At 45.4% G+C, this 12,553-nt stretch carries 15 protein-coding genes and 4 pseudogenes; 7 read left to right on the top strand and 12 right to left on the bottom strand.

Annotation, left to right across the window (positions count from 1 at the left end):
- Nucleotides 1-345: 345 nt before the first annotated feature.
- Nucleotides 346-492 carry a hypothetical protein gene (locus tag ACLJRE_RS07635; RefSeq protein WP_001537204.1) on the bottom strand — a complete coding sequence of 49 codons (147 nt, stop codon included), beginning with the start codon at nt 490-492 and terminating at the stop codon, nt 346-348.
- A 14-nt stretch (nt 493-506) separates the two neighbouring features.
- Between ACLJRE_RS07635 and ACLJRE_RS07630 the strand changes: the two are divergent.
- A pseudogene (locus ACLJRE_RS07630) lies at nt 507-653 on the top strand (helix-turn-helix domain-containing protein); the annotation flags it as partial.
- Nucleotides 654-979: 326 nt separating this feature from the next.
- Here ACLJRE_RS07630 and ACLJRE_RS07625 read toward each other — a convergent pair.
- The 4 genes and pseudogenes from ACLJRE_RS07625 to ACLJRE_RS07610 form a co-directional block, all read right to left on the bottom strand.
- A complete protein-coding gene (locus tag ACLJRE_RS07625) occupies nt 980-1,594 on the bottom strand; it encodes a disulfide bond formation protein B (RefSeq protein WP_000848066.1) in 615 nt (204 codons plus the stop codon).
- A gap of 9 nt (nt 1,595-1,603) precedes the next feature.
- Nucleotides 1,604-1,762 (bottom strand): DUF5993 family protein, encoded by a 159-nt coding sequence (locus ACLJRE_RS07620; protein ID WP_000480735.1) that lies wholly within the window; start codon nt 1,760-1,762, stop codon nt 1,604-1,606.
- Nucleotides 1,763-1,894: 132 nt separating this feature from the next.
- A complete protein-coding gene (locus ACLJRE_RS07615; protein ID WP_001233453.1) occupies nt 1,895-2,809 on the bottom strand; it encodes a DMT family transporter in 915 nt (304 codons plus the stop codon).
- Between the two features lie 791 nt (nt 2,810-3,600).
- Nucleotides 3,601-4,166, bottom strand: a pseudogene (locus tag ACLJRE_RS07610) (fimbrial protein); the annotation flags it as partial.
- Here ACLJRE_RS07610 and ACLJRE_RS07605 point away from each other — a divergent pair.
- Nucleotides 4,153-4,320 (top strand): annotated as a pseudogene (locus ACLJRE_RS07605) (DUF4113 domain-containing protein); the annotation flags it as partial. The pseudogenes ACLJRE_RS07610 and ACLJRE_RS07605 overlap by 14 nt on opposite strands.
- A gap of 9 nt (nt 4,321-4,329) precedes the next feature.
- Nucleotides 4,330-4,858, top strand: a pseudogene (locus ACLJRE_RS07600) (transposase); the annotation flags it as partial.
- A gap of 145 nt (nt 4,859-5,003) precedes the next feature.
- Here ACLJRE_RS07600 and ACLJRE_RS07595 read toward each other — a convergent pair.
- On the bottom strand, nt 5,004-5,144 hold the full coding sequence (locus tag ACLJRE_RS07595; protein WP_001576018.1) for a hypothetical protein: 141 nt from the start codon (nt 5,142-5,144) through the stop codon (nt 5,004-5,006).
- A 165-nt stretch (nt 5,145-5,309) separates the two neighbouring features.
- Nucleotides 5,310-5,579 carry a hypothetical protein gene (locus tag ACLJRE_RS07590; RefSeq protein WP_077909932.1) on the bottom strand — a complete coding sequence of 90 codons (270 nt, stop codon included), beginning with the start codon at nt 5,577-5,579 and terminating at the stop codon, nt 5,310-5,312.
- Between the two features lie 368 nt (nt 5,580-5,947).
- Between ACLJRE_RS07590 and ACLJRE_RS07585 the strand changes: the two genes are divergently transcribed.
- On the top strand, nt 5,948-6,367 hold the full coding sequence (locus ACLJRE_RS07585; protein WP_000354406.1) for a GNAT family N-acetyltransferase: 420 nt from the start codon (nt 5,948-5,950) through the stop codon (nt 6,365-6,367).
- Nucleotides 6,368-6,495: 128 nt separating this feature from the next.
- Here ACLJRE_RS07585 and ACLJRE_RS07580 read toward each other — a convergent pair whose 3' ends face one another.
- Together ACLJRE_RS07580 and ACLJRE_RS07575 are read right to left on the bottom strand one after the other, a co-directional pair.
- Nucleotides 6,496-6,972, bottom strand: coding sequence for a hypothetical protein (locus ACLJRE_RS07580; protein WP_023212564.1), 477 nt, complete (start codon nt 6,970-6,972; stop codon nt 6,496-6,498).
- A gap of 328 nt (nt 6,973-7,300) precedes the next feature.
- The gene (locus ACLJRE_RS07575) at nt 7,301-7,696 is read right to left on the bottom strand and encodes a DUF1398 domain-containing protein (RefSeq protein ID WP_000422887.1); all 396 of its coding nucleotides are present in this window, start codon (nt 7,694-7,696) and stop codon (nt 7,301-7,303) included.
- A gap of 683 nt (nt 7,697-8,379) precedes the next feature.
- Between ACLJRE_RS07575 and sopE2 the strand changes: the two genes are divergently transcribed.
- From sopE2 to pphA, 3 genes are all read left to right on the top strand, one after another.
- Nucleotides 8,380-9,102 (top strand): SPI-1 type III secretion system guanine nucleotide exchange factor SopE2, encoded by a 723-nt coding sequence (gene sopE2, locus ACLJRE_RS07570; RefSeq protein ID WP_000182069.1) that lies wholly within the window; start codon nt 8,380-8,382, stop codon nt 9,100-9,102.
- A 284-nt stretch (nt 9,103-9,386) separates the two neighbouring features.
- A complete protein-coding gene (locus ACLJRE_RS07565; RefSeq protein ID WP_001134848.1) occupies nt 9,387-9,551 on the top strand; it encodes a hypothetical protein in 165 nt (54 codons plus the stop codon).
- Between the two features lie 224 nt (nt 9,552-9,775).
- A complete protein-coding gene (gene pphA / locus ACLJRE_RS07560; protein WP_023212563.1) occupies nt 9,776-10,426 on the top strand; it encodes a protein-serine/threonine phosphatase in 651 nt (216 codons plus the stop codon).
- 18 nt (nt 10,427-10,444) lie between these two features.
- Here the strand turns inward: pphA and ACLJRE_RS07555 are convergent, their stop codons facing one another.
- The 3 genes from ACLJRE_RS07555 to rsmF all read right to left on the bottom strand — a co-directional run bounded on the left by ACLJRE_RS07555 (nt 10,445) and on the right by rsmF (nt 12,540).
- Entirely contained in the window at nt 10,445-10,636 is a 192-nt protein-coding gene (locus tag ACLJRE_RS07555) for a YebW family protein (RefSeq protein ID WP_000457838.1), read from the bottom strand.
- A gap of 110 nt (nt 10,637-10,746) precedes the next feature.
- Nucleotides 10,747-10,983, bottom strand: coding sequence for a YebV family protein (locus ACLJRE_RS07550; RefSeq protein WP_024131167.1), 237 nt, complete (start codon nt 10,981-10,983; stop codon nt 10,747-10,749).
- A 117-nt stretch (nt 10,984-11,100) separates the two neighbouring features.
- Nucleotides 11,101-12,540: a 16S rRNA (cytosine(1407)-C(5))-methyltransferase RsmF gene (gene rsmF, locus ACLJRE_RS07545; RefSeq protein ID WP_001633706.1), complete on the bottom strand. Its 1,440-nt coding sequence runs from the start codon at nt 12,538-12,540 to the stop codon at nt 11,101-11,103.
- Between the last annotated feature and the right edge of the window lie 13 nt (nt 12,541-12,553).

The following is a 12,553-nucleotide window of genomic DNA, read 5'->3' as shown; positions in this document are numbered from 1 at the left end:
TATATCCCGGCTTATTTAATACTGCTTACTATGAGGGTAATAATATGTTTTCTCTTATTAAATCACGTAAAGTTTTATTCATAACAACTCTTCTGCTGTTGTCGTCTGCTGCCCAGCCAGCGTTCGCCCTGGGGTGCATAGGGGACGGTGGTAGCACTGCAGACTGTGCAAAGGTTTGTTCCCTGGCGGCAGGTGTAGGCCCCCTTGGTTTTCTCATTTGCTTTTAATGTCTGAGAAGTGGTTATCCTGAGCCTTTCCTGTTCATGTAGTGAAGGCCCATTCAGAACATCATATTTAAACTATCGTAATGGAACAAAGAGTTACTTTAAAGAGCTCTTTGTTCCTTTAACCTTGATGAAGATGGTCAACGTCTGGTTTTACAATTCCGATACAGGCAGGATAGCTGCTATGTTTGTTATCCATCTGGAAGGTTATCTGGCTGATAGCATCAAGCGCCAGTTGTGGCCATTGCTTCAGTACCCAGTGTGCCACTACAGTGCCACTACATTGGTGGCCGTAGGCCAAAACTGACGCCGGAGCAATGGGCGCAGGCAGGGTGCCTTATTAGGGCAGGAGTACCGCGACAGCAGGTAGCGATTATTTATGATGCGGGGCTGTCGACGCTGTACAGAAAATTCCCTGTGTTAGGGTAATGCAGTATTTCCACGGTGCGTGCCACCCAAATATGTGCTGTGGATGCTTTATAGGGTGTGCCATTTTTGTGTCAAACATGGTGAAGCATCATTCTATTTCTAACATCATGTGCCATTGAGTTGAGCAATGGGAATGCGGAAATGTGTATTTGAAACAGTTAGTTAAATGTGATTCTACTAATTCGTAATGCGAAGGTTGTAAGTTTGATTCCTGTTATTGCAACATTTCAATGTTACTGTAACTTCCGTGTTAGCCCATAACCATTCCAATTTCTACAAGACAGGTGCTTGCTATATATTTACCAATCAGTCATTTTAAAAGTGCGTCATAACCGGAGAACTGTCCTCGTCAGGAGGCCTGTTTTCAGAAAGGCAATATCCTGTTTCGACAGTAGCTTATATGTGACCGGGTTAGCAGCACATTCCCCTCCGCCACATTCCAGTACAGTTGAAATAAGGTTGGCAGTAATCAGTAACAGAAATACCCAACCGACAATACTGAACAGGTCCGGATTAATATTCAATGAACGAAATGCAACATTCATGCTACTGATTGCCAGAACTACCGCAACAGCAATAATAATGAGAATTGACGTAATCAGAGTCCAGGTATAAAAGTGTAATCCAAAAAATGCAGAACCATATCCTGTGTCACCGGGCATGATATGCAAACATATTTGCCGGGATGCCATAACTCCGGTCAGGATACTGCCAATAATTACCATCCCGTAATGTATACCTCGTAGACCAAAGCAGAGGTTAAATAAAAAGCCAAAACCGGCGATGATGAGGCCAGCCCGCTGTAATAAGCAAATTGGACAAGGCAGCTCATGCCTAACGAGTTGATAATAAAAGGCTACAACCAGAGCAACGCATATCCCAAGGAGTCCCATCTGATTAATCAGATGAACAAATGTTGTTGGATGATGATGCGTTTTCATACACACTCCTTAAAATGACAAAGTCAGCGAATTGGTCATATGATGGATGAATGATAAAATAGTGACGATGAGTAAAACGGCCCACAGAATGTAGCTGACTTTATCCTTTCTGTTTATGGCTCCCATTGCCACACTCAGTGCAAGCAAGAATGGCAGAAACATGAACATAAAAAACTCCTTTATTACATTGCTTGTTAATATAATCGCTGTGTATTACCGGGTCTGTATTCCAGCTTATCCACCCCGCATTAGCTGGAGCTCAGTAAGGCATCAGGAATTATTTGCGTTATTATAAATCGATTATTTCTGTGATGAATTATCCCGGCATCTGCTGGTTACAGGGATATTTCTGGCGACAAGAGTAAGAAATATCCCGATAGCTAATGGTATAATAAGCAGCATTGAGTGTGTTGAAATAGCATATCCATAAATATAGTCTTCCAGACTTACCGCAATCAGCGGAAAGATAAGAAATACAAGCGAAGCCTGGAAGGCATTAGCCTTTTGCTGAAGCGCAAAGTAGCACAGGATACCAAAAACTCCAGCAAAAGCCCCGAGATACAGGGTAGCTAATATTGAGTGTACTGAGAAGGTTGATACTTGTGGTCTTTCAAAAAACCATCCTGTCGCAGAAAGTATCAACCCAGCTAAAAGGCACGGGAGTGCATTAAATGTGATAACAGAGACAGTACAACTTCTTTTCTTACATTGTGTATATATTATGGCATGGATTAACACAGCAGAAATAAGTGCAGTGATACCCTGCCAGTGACTCTCTGTACTTGTATTCGTTTCTTCAAGAAGTATCCCCGTCAATGCAGTGATTGCGATAGTTAAGCCCGCGATCTGCATTAGTTTCGCTTTTTCATTTAGAAACAAAACCGATGCTATCAAAACGGCCACAGGCATATTCGCAAAGATAATGGCGGCAAGCCCAGAGTTGACATAGGTTTCACCATAAATCATTAGTGAGAAAGGAATAGAAAAATAAAAGATGCAAATCACAAACTGGAATAATCGTTGTCCGGGAGGAAACAACAGTGTTTTTTTTCTTAACCATGCAATGATGATTAAAAAAGGTGCTGCAAACATAAACCTCATTCCGGTTGCAAACACTGGAGGGATAGTTTCAACGGCAATTCGCATAGCCAACCATGTAGTCCCCCAGGTCAGTGAAACTAGCATGAATAATATAGATATCGACACCTTGCGCATAAGATCCTCTCCGTAAAAAAATTAATTTAGCTTTTTAGCTAGAAAAAAGTAGCGTTTTCTTCACTGTGTTTTTTATATGTTTAGATAAAAATTTCTCTATCAGAAGACGCAGTTATGCTGAATGAGAAAAATAAGAAATGACTCAGGCTGTTACCACTCGATTGTCCACTGCGCCAGCAAGACCTGGCAGCAGTTGTCGATTTAATGTCTATTCTTGCTGGAAGGCATAAAACGCCTTGAAGATGAAGAGCTCATCATTAGTCGGGTTCCCTTGTTGAGCCAGGACAAGTTTAACTTATCGCTTTCAACCCTTACGATGATAAATGATCTTATCCACCCATAATGGACATACGGCTAAATGAGTAAATTCTCAAGTAAGAGGCAGGATCTGTATCAACCAGTAAGAAGCCCCGGAAACAGCACCGGCGGAATTCCGTCAGGAAGCTCTGAAACTCGCTGAATGTACGTTGCCCACGAACGATTGTTAATCAGCGCCATAGCAAGAATAATTGTTTGTTTCACAAGGAGATAGAAAAAACTATAGCTTTGCGCCGGGGCGGAGGCAGGAGGAGATAACTCGTTGTAATAGAATGTTTTTATATGGCGACCTTAATACTGGCGCCATTTGGGATAAAATCTAATCAATTAACAAAATTGTGATCCGCTTCTAAATTACTTCTCCTGGCCGTACGGCTACCTGGAAGAATTTGTTCTGAGTCAGATTCATCACGAGAGCTTGTAAAACCCATTACGTAGCCGCAGAACATAATGGGTTACCAGAGCAAAACAGTTTATAACGTAACATAGATGCCAGACACACTACGACGCGATGCCTGTAATTGCGCATTAACGCTTCCTGCTGTTACTGTTTGTCCGCCGATCGCCTCAAGTGAGGCAGTAAAATCACCGCTGTAGGTTTCTACTGAACCGGATGATACCCGTGTGGTTAAATCTTTATAGCCATACCAGCCTCGGGCGTTGCCGATGCCCGTCCTGATACGATCGGGCAACAGATTAATCGGCGTACCGGCATCGTTATAGATGCGAATTCCTACTCCGGAAGCTACGCCGGGTTCGCCATAATGGGGGTCCAGTAGCCACGACAGACCGCCTGCGGATGCGGGTATCCCCAGCGACGAGCCACCGCCACGGCGGTGGGTTGATTAACGACAAACCCCATCGCGACATTGGCGGCACTAATGGTTGGACGTGGGCTGGATACGGCGCCGGACTCACATTCCAGGCTGACGTGGAAAGGTACCTGACTACTCCCCCCGGCGGCTAATACGCCGACGGCGACAGGGGGAATTTTCACGATCGCAGGATAATCTGTGATTTTACATAACGCGCCGCGCGCCGGTAGTGCGAAGCTGATGGAAGTACTGGACCATCTTAACGCAAAAGACGGGAAGGGGACGTTGTACTTCGCCGGGCAGGGGATGCCGCAACAGTGGGCTATGAAGCGAGAAATGCTTTCGCCCCGGTACACCACCCGCTATGAAGACCTGCTTCTTCCTGATGTTCAGGACATCCTGATTGCCTGTGTGGATGGTCTGAAGGGCTTCCCGGATGCGATAAACAGCGTCTTCCCGCAAACTTATATCCAGCTATGCATTATCCATATGGTGCGTAACTGCCTGAAATACGTGTCCTGGAAAGACTACAAAGCCGCCACCAGCGGCCTCAGGCCCGACCGAAGAGGCGGCACTGATGGCGATGGATGCGTTCGCGAAAGTCCGGGACGATAAATATCCGCAAATCAGCAAAAGCTGGCGTGCGCACCGGGAAAACCTCAATACGCTCTTCAGTTATCCGCCGGATATCCGCAAGGCCATCTATACGACAAACGCAATCGAATCTCTGAACTGCGTGATCCGTGCCGCGATTAAGAAACGCAAGGTGTTCCCAACGGATGACTCAGTACGAAAAGTTATTTATCTGGCAATCAAGGATGCGTCAAAAAAATGGAGTATGCCGATCCAGAACTGGTGGCTGGCGATGAGCCGTTTTATTATCGAGTTCGGTGACCGCCTGAGCGATCACCTTTAATAACTGGGCAGTTACACAGAATTACTGACAGGCTCATTCTTTTGTGTTGCGCATCTCTGTTTCTATTGTTTTAGATAGCCATAAGAGCTCCGTTGCTGAGAGTTTTAGTCGTGGGGTTCTTTCTTCTGTACCGGGTGGTCGCATTTCAAAACTGCAGGAACATCTGCTGAATACTGTATACTCCTGTATTTTGCATGTTGTTGAGATCAGTGTGCAATTCCTCGGTACTGGCTTGTTCTGTATAGGTCTGGAGATTTCTGGGTAGTGTCCTTGTGGACCTGAACATATGTTTTTGATTGAAAATGGCATCGTGTTTTATCCTTTACGCTGTGAAATGTTGTTTTGTGCTCTTCTGTTGTGATTGGTGATGTGACGAGATCGTCCATGCACCCTTCCTTTTATTGACGGCGTATCAGTCCATTGATGCCATGCTCGCTTAATTTGTCCAGCATCAGCAAGCCGTCGTTTTCTTTCTGCTGCAATTCAAGCAACTTAAACCGTATTTCGTTAAGTAAAGGTTTAATAACTCCGCGCTTGCGAACCACCTTTTTGATAACGTCTTTTTCGAAGTATAAACGGCAGAAGTGATTTTCATAATTCGCCTACACTCTTCACCCAGCGCTGGCAAATTTTCAACGCTGAAAGGCTGGGGAGAAGGGCGTCCAGTTGCTGAACGGAGAGCGTACCAAACGCCCTGATTCCACGTGTTATCAAACTTCATACCGTGGTTATCATCCAGACAAGGCGCTTGAGGTTGCTCATATGTTTTGGGGAAAGAGGTTCGGTGGTGGGTACTGGATATCCTGGATCGGGAAGTGGGTTCCACTGGTGCCAAATACAGGGTGCTGGTAAACCGGTGGATACCTCAAATCCTGACAGGCCAGAGCATCAGCCTGATAAAATCGTATTACTGATTTCTAACCAGTGGCACATTAATTGTACCAGCTCAGACTCCAACTGACAGTCTGCTTGAAGCGAGTAGCGGACGTGACCTGCCCCCAGAAGTAAAAATAAACTTTCTATTGATACATTTAATTAACTTACTTATAACGTTATATTCCAAATGCAAACTTGTTCAATTGGATATGTATGGACATTCAAATTACACATCAAGTTACTGAATTTGATAAAGAAGAACTATTAACCGGATTAAGACGCTACAATGCTCAGTTCGTCGATTTTAGTAAAAATGGGCAGCTTGGGGTCTACTGCAGAAACGAAAGCGGCGAAATGGTAGGCGGATTAATTGCTGACAGAAAAGGTCCGTGGCTCTGCATCGACTATCTTTGGGTAAGTGAATCTGCAAGGAGCAACGGTCTGGGGAGCAAACTTATGGAGATGGCCGAAAAAGAAGGTTTGCGGAAAGGCTGTGTTCATGGACTTGTAGATACCTTTAGCTTCCAGGCTCTCCCTTTTTATGAAAAACAGGGTTATATACTTCAAATGTCGCTACCGGACTTTCCTAAAGTAGGTTCGCAAAGGCATTATTTAATTAAGCCTGGTTTATAGCTTTGCTGCATTTGAATACCCATAGTTTTATGAAAGCTGCAATCAGGTGGCTTTATAATATATCGTACTGGTGGCCTGTACACACCATGATCAGCGTCCGCTTCTGGCACAGGCGTTTAGAAGACAGTTCAATTGCGATCTGCTGGCTGGGATTTCGTCGCGCCACTCAAAAATGCGCAGAGTTTTTCACCCGCCGTCAATGGCTCAATGGGCGTTTTTCCGAGGGCGGTCTCAGTCATGACGATGGCAGGACCAATAAGCATGGACCATACTTCGCTCGCGTCTTGCTCAAGCGATGTGAAGGCAAGGAACAGTGTCTTATCTGAAGGAAAGCGGTGCTGAGTATTAAAAAGTTTCAGCCAGGCGCGGGACTGCCGGTCGGCCTGTGCTGATCGCGTACCGAAGTGGAGTACTCTTTTTAGTATGGTGATACCCACAATGCCTGGCCCCAGAATAAAGGGACTCCCGACGTTTATGGTGACGCCGACCCCGAGAAAAACGAGGGCAAATGACAGCACGTTATCTACTCTTCTGGTAAGGGTACTGTATAGCTTTTCCAGATAGTACCGGTAAAGAATTTGATAACTGATTTCATCCGTGCTCATACATCTCCAGATGGTTTTTCGATTACGCTCCGGTATGCTCCCGGAATCCTGACAGATTCTGCAATTATGCCACACTTCCTGGAGGGTATTAATTAGATAGAATATAAATAGCAGGCAAATATTTTGAGCTTTTAGTCGATATCGCTTTGAAAATCATTTCTCCTGCACCAGGAGATGCTGTTGTCGGGAATCGTGTCAAACGTTGCTGCGCCGGTCGGACTGCACAGGGTAACTCTCGTAGTCAGACTCTCATTATGGTCTCTAAATGGATAATCCGCAGTCGTAACACGCCGAATGTCACGACTGACGCTATTATTACCCTGGCTTGTTAAAGCGGCATGACCACATTTTCTATATATAATAATTGGTTGTCTTTCGACCAGTATTGTCGAGTTTTTTGGTTTAATTCAACAATCCATTTAAAAACGCCTGCTGTTGCCAGATCGGTACAGTATTTTTCATAGGAATGTTCCCCCGAAAAGTGTTTGGCTGAAGTCAATTTTATTAATTGCGTATTTGGTGTTGAATTGACTTTAATCAGCTTTCTATTGCTTTTAATAGAAATGAAGTGGCCTGCATGAGTGATAATTTTCACATTACCGGTAGCAACAAAATAGATGTAATAAGCGATATTATTATATTCCAGATCGATTAGAAATGCGTTGAAATTTGCATCCTTTCTGACGCGCTCGAAAAAGTGGTTAAGCATAAGCTGTAATTCCATTTGTTAACCTATTGTAAGTTATAATGTTATATGTTGTGTTAGAGTATTGTTGCTTAAAAGCAGCCATACAAAGATGTTACCTAAAAGCAATAATAATCGTCTGGTATCATATAGTTTACGTTATGATTGGAATAGTGTTGCAATTGTTACTGATTATTTCTCGTAGCGCGTTTTTTTGACCACTAATAGATGAGTCAATCCATTTCATTTGTAGTTTTTCTGAACGCCATGAAAAGTCATAATATATAAAAATCAGTTAATTAATTGATATTTAGATAAGGGTTACAGTGGCGGAGAGGTTTGGCATGGCGACTTTATAGGTTTTGAAAAAGCGGCTAACTCGCTGGCAGGATAATTGGTCGCCAGTCTGTGAATGGGGGCAAAATCGTAACAACATCAGCATAAATAATAATATTCATGAATGTTTTGTGTGACGCAGCAGTTGAATTGAAGTGATGTTTTGCCTGTTCAGGATTGTCCCGATAAAAATGTTCCTCGATAAAAGTCGATCACCTTGCGCCGAAAAAAAACAGGCTAAGTGACAAAAGAACAAAATCCATCAGGAAAATAAAATTTATAAAGATCAATGAGTAAAAATGGTTGTGGAGAAGGTGGCTATTTTTTGAAAGCAAGAAATATAAATAAAGTGTAGCTATGCATAGTTATCTAAAAGGAGAACTACCGTGACTAACATAACACTATCCACCCAGCACTACAGAATCCATAGAAGTGACGTTGAACCAGTAAAAGAAAAAACAACGGAGAAGGACATTTTTGCAAAAAGTATTACTGCCGTTAGAAATAGCTTTATCAGCCTGTCGACGAGTTTGTCAGATCGCTTTAGCCTGCATCTGCAAACAGACATACCGACTACCCATTTTCATCGTGGGAGCGCCTCTGAGGGGAGGGCAGTATTAACCAGTAAAACTGTTAAAGATTTTATGCTGCAAAAGCTCAATAGCCTGGATATCAAAGGTAATGCGAGTAAAGATCCGGCCTATGCTCGTCAGACATGCGAAGCCATATTAGCAGCCGTGTACAGTAATAATAAAGATCAATGTTGTAAATTACTCATCAGTAAAGGGATCAGTATTACCCCATTTCTGAAAGAGATAGGAGAGGCTGCGCAGAATGCGGGGCTACCTGGAGAGATGAAAAACGGCGTATTTACTCCAGGTGGGGCAGGGGCGAATCCTTTTGTCGTCCCCCTCATTGCTGCAGCGAGCATTAAATATCCGCATATGTTTATAAATCATAATCAGCAGGTGTCTTTTAAAGCGCATGCTGAGAAAATCGTTATGAAAGAAGTTACGCCGCTGTTTAATAAGGGGACGATGCCAACGCCACAACAATTTCAGTTAACTATAGAAAATATTGCGAATAAGTATCTTCAGAATGCCTCCTGAAGATAGCAAACACAATACCGCTATTAACCGTATGAATTAATAGCAGATTTTCTGAAACTATATATTCATTTTTATGGCGACGCTTTTAACAAAACGTCGTCATATTTATTTTAATATAAAAATCAAATGGATACCCTTAAAACTTAAAATAATTGTTATTACTCTAAATACCGGTATAACCAGACAGCTTTTTTTGTAACGCTGCGTGTTGTTAAGTCTATGATACCCGCGCACGGATGATGTCTCGATAAGGATTAATGGTCTGTTAACTGTCAGGAGAGGTTATGCCGCCTTTAAAAAAAATTATGCTGCTCCTGTTTGTGGGGGCGATGGTCGCCACGGTAACGACACCTGCATTGGCGCTGGTTTGCCTTGCATCTCACTCAGCTACAGAGTGTGCTGAAGCCTGTGGTGTCGATATGTGGTTTATGTTTCCGATATGTTTTTAAGGAGGGAGAATATTGAAGGTGAACAGGCGATAGTGAGTAGCTCGCTGCGCCAGGGGATAATACTCCCCTGGCGCAGCCAGTTATATTTTAGTGCGGTGATAACAAAGCATTTACTCACTACTGATGAAATTCGCTATTTACAACAGAGCACGTTTACTAAGCAAAAAAAATCTGCACACGCTATCTTTTTATATCTGTCCTGGGTAATGAACGACAGGAAAAACATGATGCGGCCTGAAGAGATTTATCAGCGAATAGAGGCAAAGAATTGGCGGCATGTCTGGGTGGTTGGCGATATTCACGGCTGTTTTTCAATGTTAATGAAAAGGTTACGTGAGTGTCGATTTGATCCGCAACAAGACTTGTTAGTTTCTGTGGGCGATCTCATTGATAGAGGCCCGGACAGCCTGGGTTGCCTGGCTTTACTGCGTGAGTCCTGGATGATGGCGGTTCGCGGCAATCATGAACAAATGGCGCTGGATGCGCGGGCCTCATTGCAGTCGACGCTGTGGTTGATGAATGGTGGCGACTGGTTTACCCGCCTGACCGCTGAACACGCTGCGCAAGCTGAAGCGCTTTTTATCCTTTGTCGGCGGCTGCCCTGGATACTGGAAGTTCGCTGCCGCCATAGCACGCATGTGATCGCTCATGCAGATTATCCAGCGTCAACCTATCAATGGCAAAAAAAGGTCGACTTACATCAGGTTCTCTGGAGCCGCGAACGGCTCATAAATAAGCGTGGCGGGATTAGCGGAGCCGATCATTTTTGGTTTGGCCATACGCCGTTGCGCCGGCGCATGGATTTTGCCAACGTACACTATATTGATACGGGCGCGGTATTTGGCGGGCAATTGACGTTAGCGCGGATACAATAGCGGTATCAGCGACCAGGGTTAAAAATCGCTATATTGCTGCGCAGGTCGCCAGAAGCCGTCGATAAAATCCTCTACCGGAAAACAGCCGCCATGGCGAATCCGTTGATCGTCCATCGAATAAAGACATTGCTGCTCGGTATCGTAGATGTCCACGACAATATCCTCGCATCCTCCATCCAGGTAACATACAAAAAGTACCAGCGCGAACATTACATCCTCAATGTTAACTACTTTACACGATAGTGTAGGAGAGGTTAGCGCAGGGGGGAAATGAGAAAAGGAAGAATAAATAACCCGCCTGGCGACGGGTTCTTTTTGAGTCAGGCAAGACGCATGACCCAGGCATCAGATTTAGGATCGTAATGATTACGGAACAAAACGGAATGTTCCCCGTTGAGAATGGCGGGAACGCTAGTTTCGGCATCCCAGGCGTCCAGTTGCATACATAAATCCGGATCGGATTTACAGGGGATAGTTAACGTTCGCTCCCCCGGCGATTCGCCATGTAATTCGGCATCGTCGATTTCAAAAGCGCCAATGCGCACACTGGTTTTCATCATCGTGCTCTCCGTTAATACGCTAATTGTGGTACGACCAGTTTAGCCGTCCATTTTTCAGCGTAGTCAACGTACGCAAAAGCGCCAGTCAAAAAGTGCGGTTTTTTTGTGCGCCTTTTAACTATTACCAGTAAAGAGTTTGCCATCACGTACCAGTTCACGCGGGTAACTGTTCTTTATTCTGGCACCGATACGTTTTGCCAGACCAAGCGGCTGATGCTGGAACGTCACCAGGACATCATCAGCGGCAGGGGGTGTTTGCGGATAAATATCCCGACCGCGATACCACTCCTCCGCCTCTTGCGCAGAAAGTTCGAACGCGTGAGCATGAGTCGGGCAGGCAAGGGCTATCGTCGCCTCATGTTGCCAGCGATAGCCTTTATTATGACTTTCAGCCAGCTTAATACCGAGCCGGGAAAAACGGACTTTTCCGATCAGTGATTCAATCTCTGCCGGGAACAGCCAGACCTCTTTTTCACGCTGCCAAAGATGGAGATTTTCATCCCATAGCAGTCCGACGGCGTTGGCCGCCTGGGTAACGTGTAATGCTTCACGGCCTTTGAGGGGGGTAAAAGGAAACGCCCCCACTTTATACCCCGGCGCGGGCATGGCTGGAAGGGATGACATTTTACGCAGACGTGCGACAAAGAATCCTTCGCAGTCGTAAATTTGCGGGAAGACGTGCAGGAAGCCTTCCGGGGTGAGGGCGCGGTCAGCGTCAGGAAACAGATCACCCAGCGGCAAAAATTCAACGGCGTCGGCGTAGGTCTCTTTCAGCCAGAGGCAGACCGCTTCGTTTTCCTGGCGATTTAACGTGCAGGTGGAGTAGACCAGCGTGCCGCCGGGTCGTAAAGCATGAAAAGCGCTGTCGAGCAGTTCCCGCTGTGTCGCCGCGATATCCAGATTGCTTTCTGGCGACCAGTTTTTTAGCGCATCAGGATCTTTACGTACTACGCCTTCGCCAGAGCAGGGCGCATCCAGCAGGATAGCGTCAAACATCTCCGGTAACGCAGCGCCAAATACGCGGCCATCGAAATGCGTCAGTGCGGTATTGGCGATTCCACATCGGCTGATATTAGCGTGCAGAACTTTGACGCGGCTGGCCGAAAATTCGTTGGCCAGAATGGCGCCGCGGTTCCCCATGCGGGCAGCGATCTGCGTGGTTTTGGAACCAGGCGCCGCTGCCATATCCATGACCCGCTGCGGATGATTACCATCGGCGAACAGGGCCGCGACCGGCAGCATCGAACTGGCCTCCTGAATGTAAAACAGGCCGCTTAAATGCTCAGCGGTACTGCCAAGCGGCAATGCCTCTTCATCATCGCGCTCGATCCAGAATCCTTCATGACACCACGGAATTGGCGTGAGCGACCAGCCGTAGGGCGCGATTAGGGCAAGGAAATCAGCCACGGATATTTTAAGCGTATTGATGCGTATACTGCGGCGCAACGGGCGTTGGCAGGCCGAAATAAATTCATCAAAAGAGAGCGTGGAAGGCATTGCTTCACGCATTTGCGTCAGAAAAGCGTCAGGAAAATAGACAGCGTGTTGAGCCACAGGTGTATCGCCG

This window comes from Salmonella sp. SAL04157, from assembly GCF_046551635.1.
Taxonomy (GTDB): domain Bacteria; phylum Pseudomonadota; class Gammaproteobacteria; order Enterobacterales; family Enterobacteriaceae; genus Salmonella; species Salmonella enterica.
The sequence above is the reverse complement of the archived record's forward strand: the minus strand, read 5'-3'. Positions and strand labels throughout refer to the sequence as shown.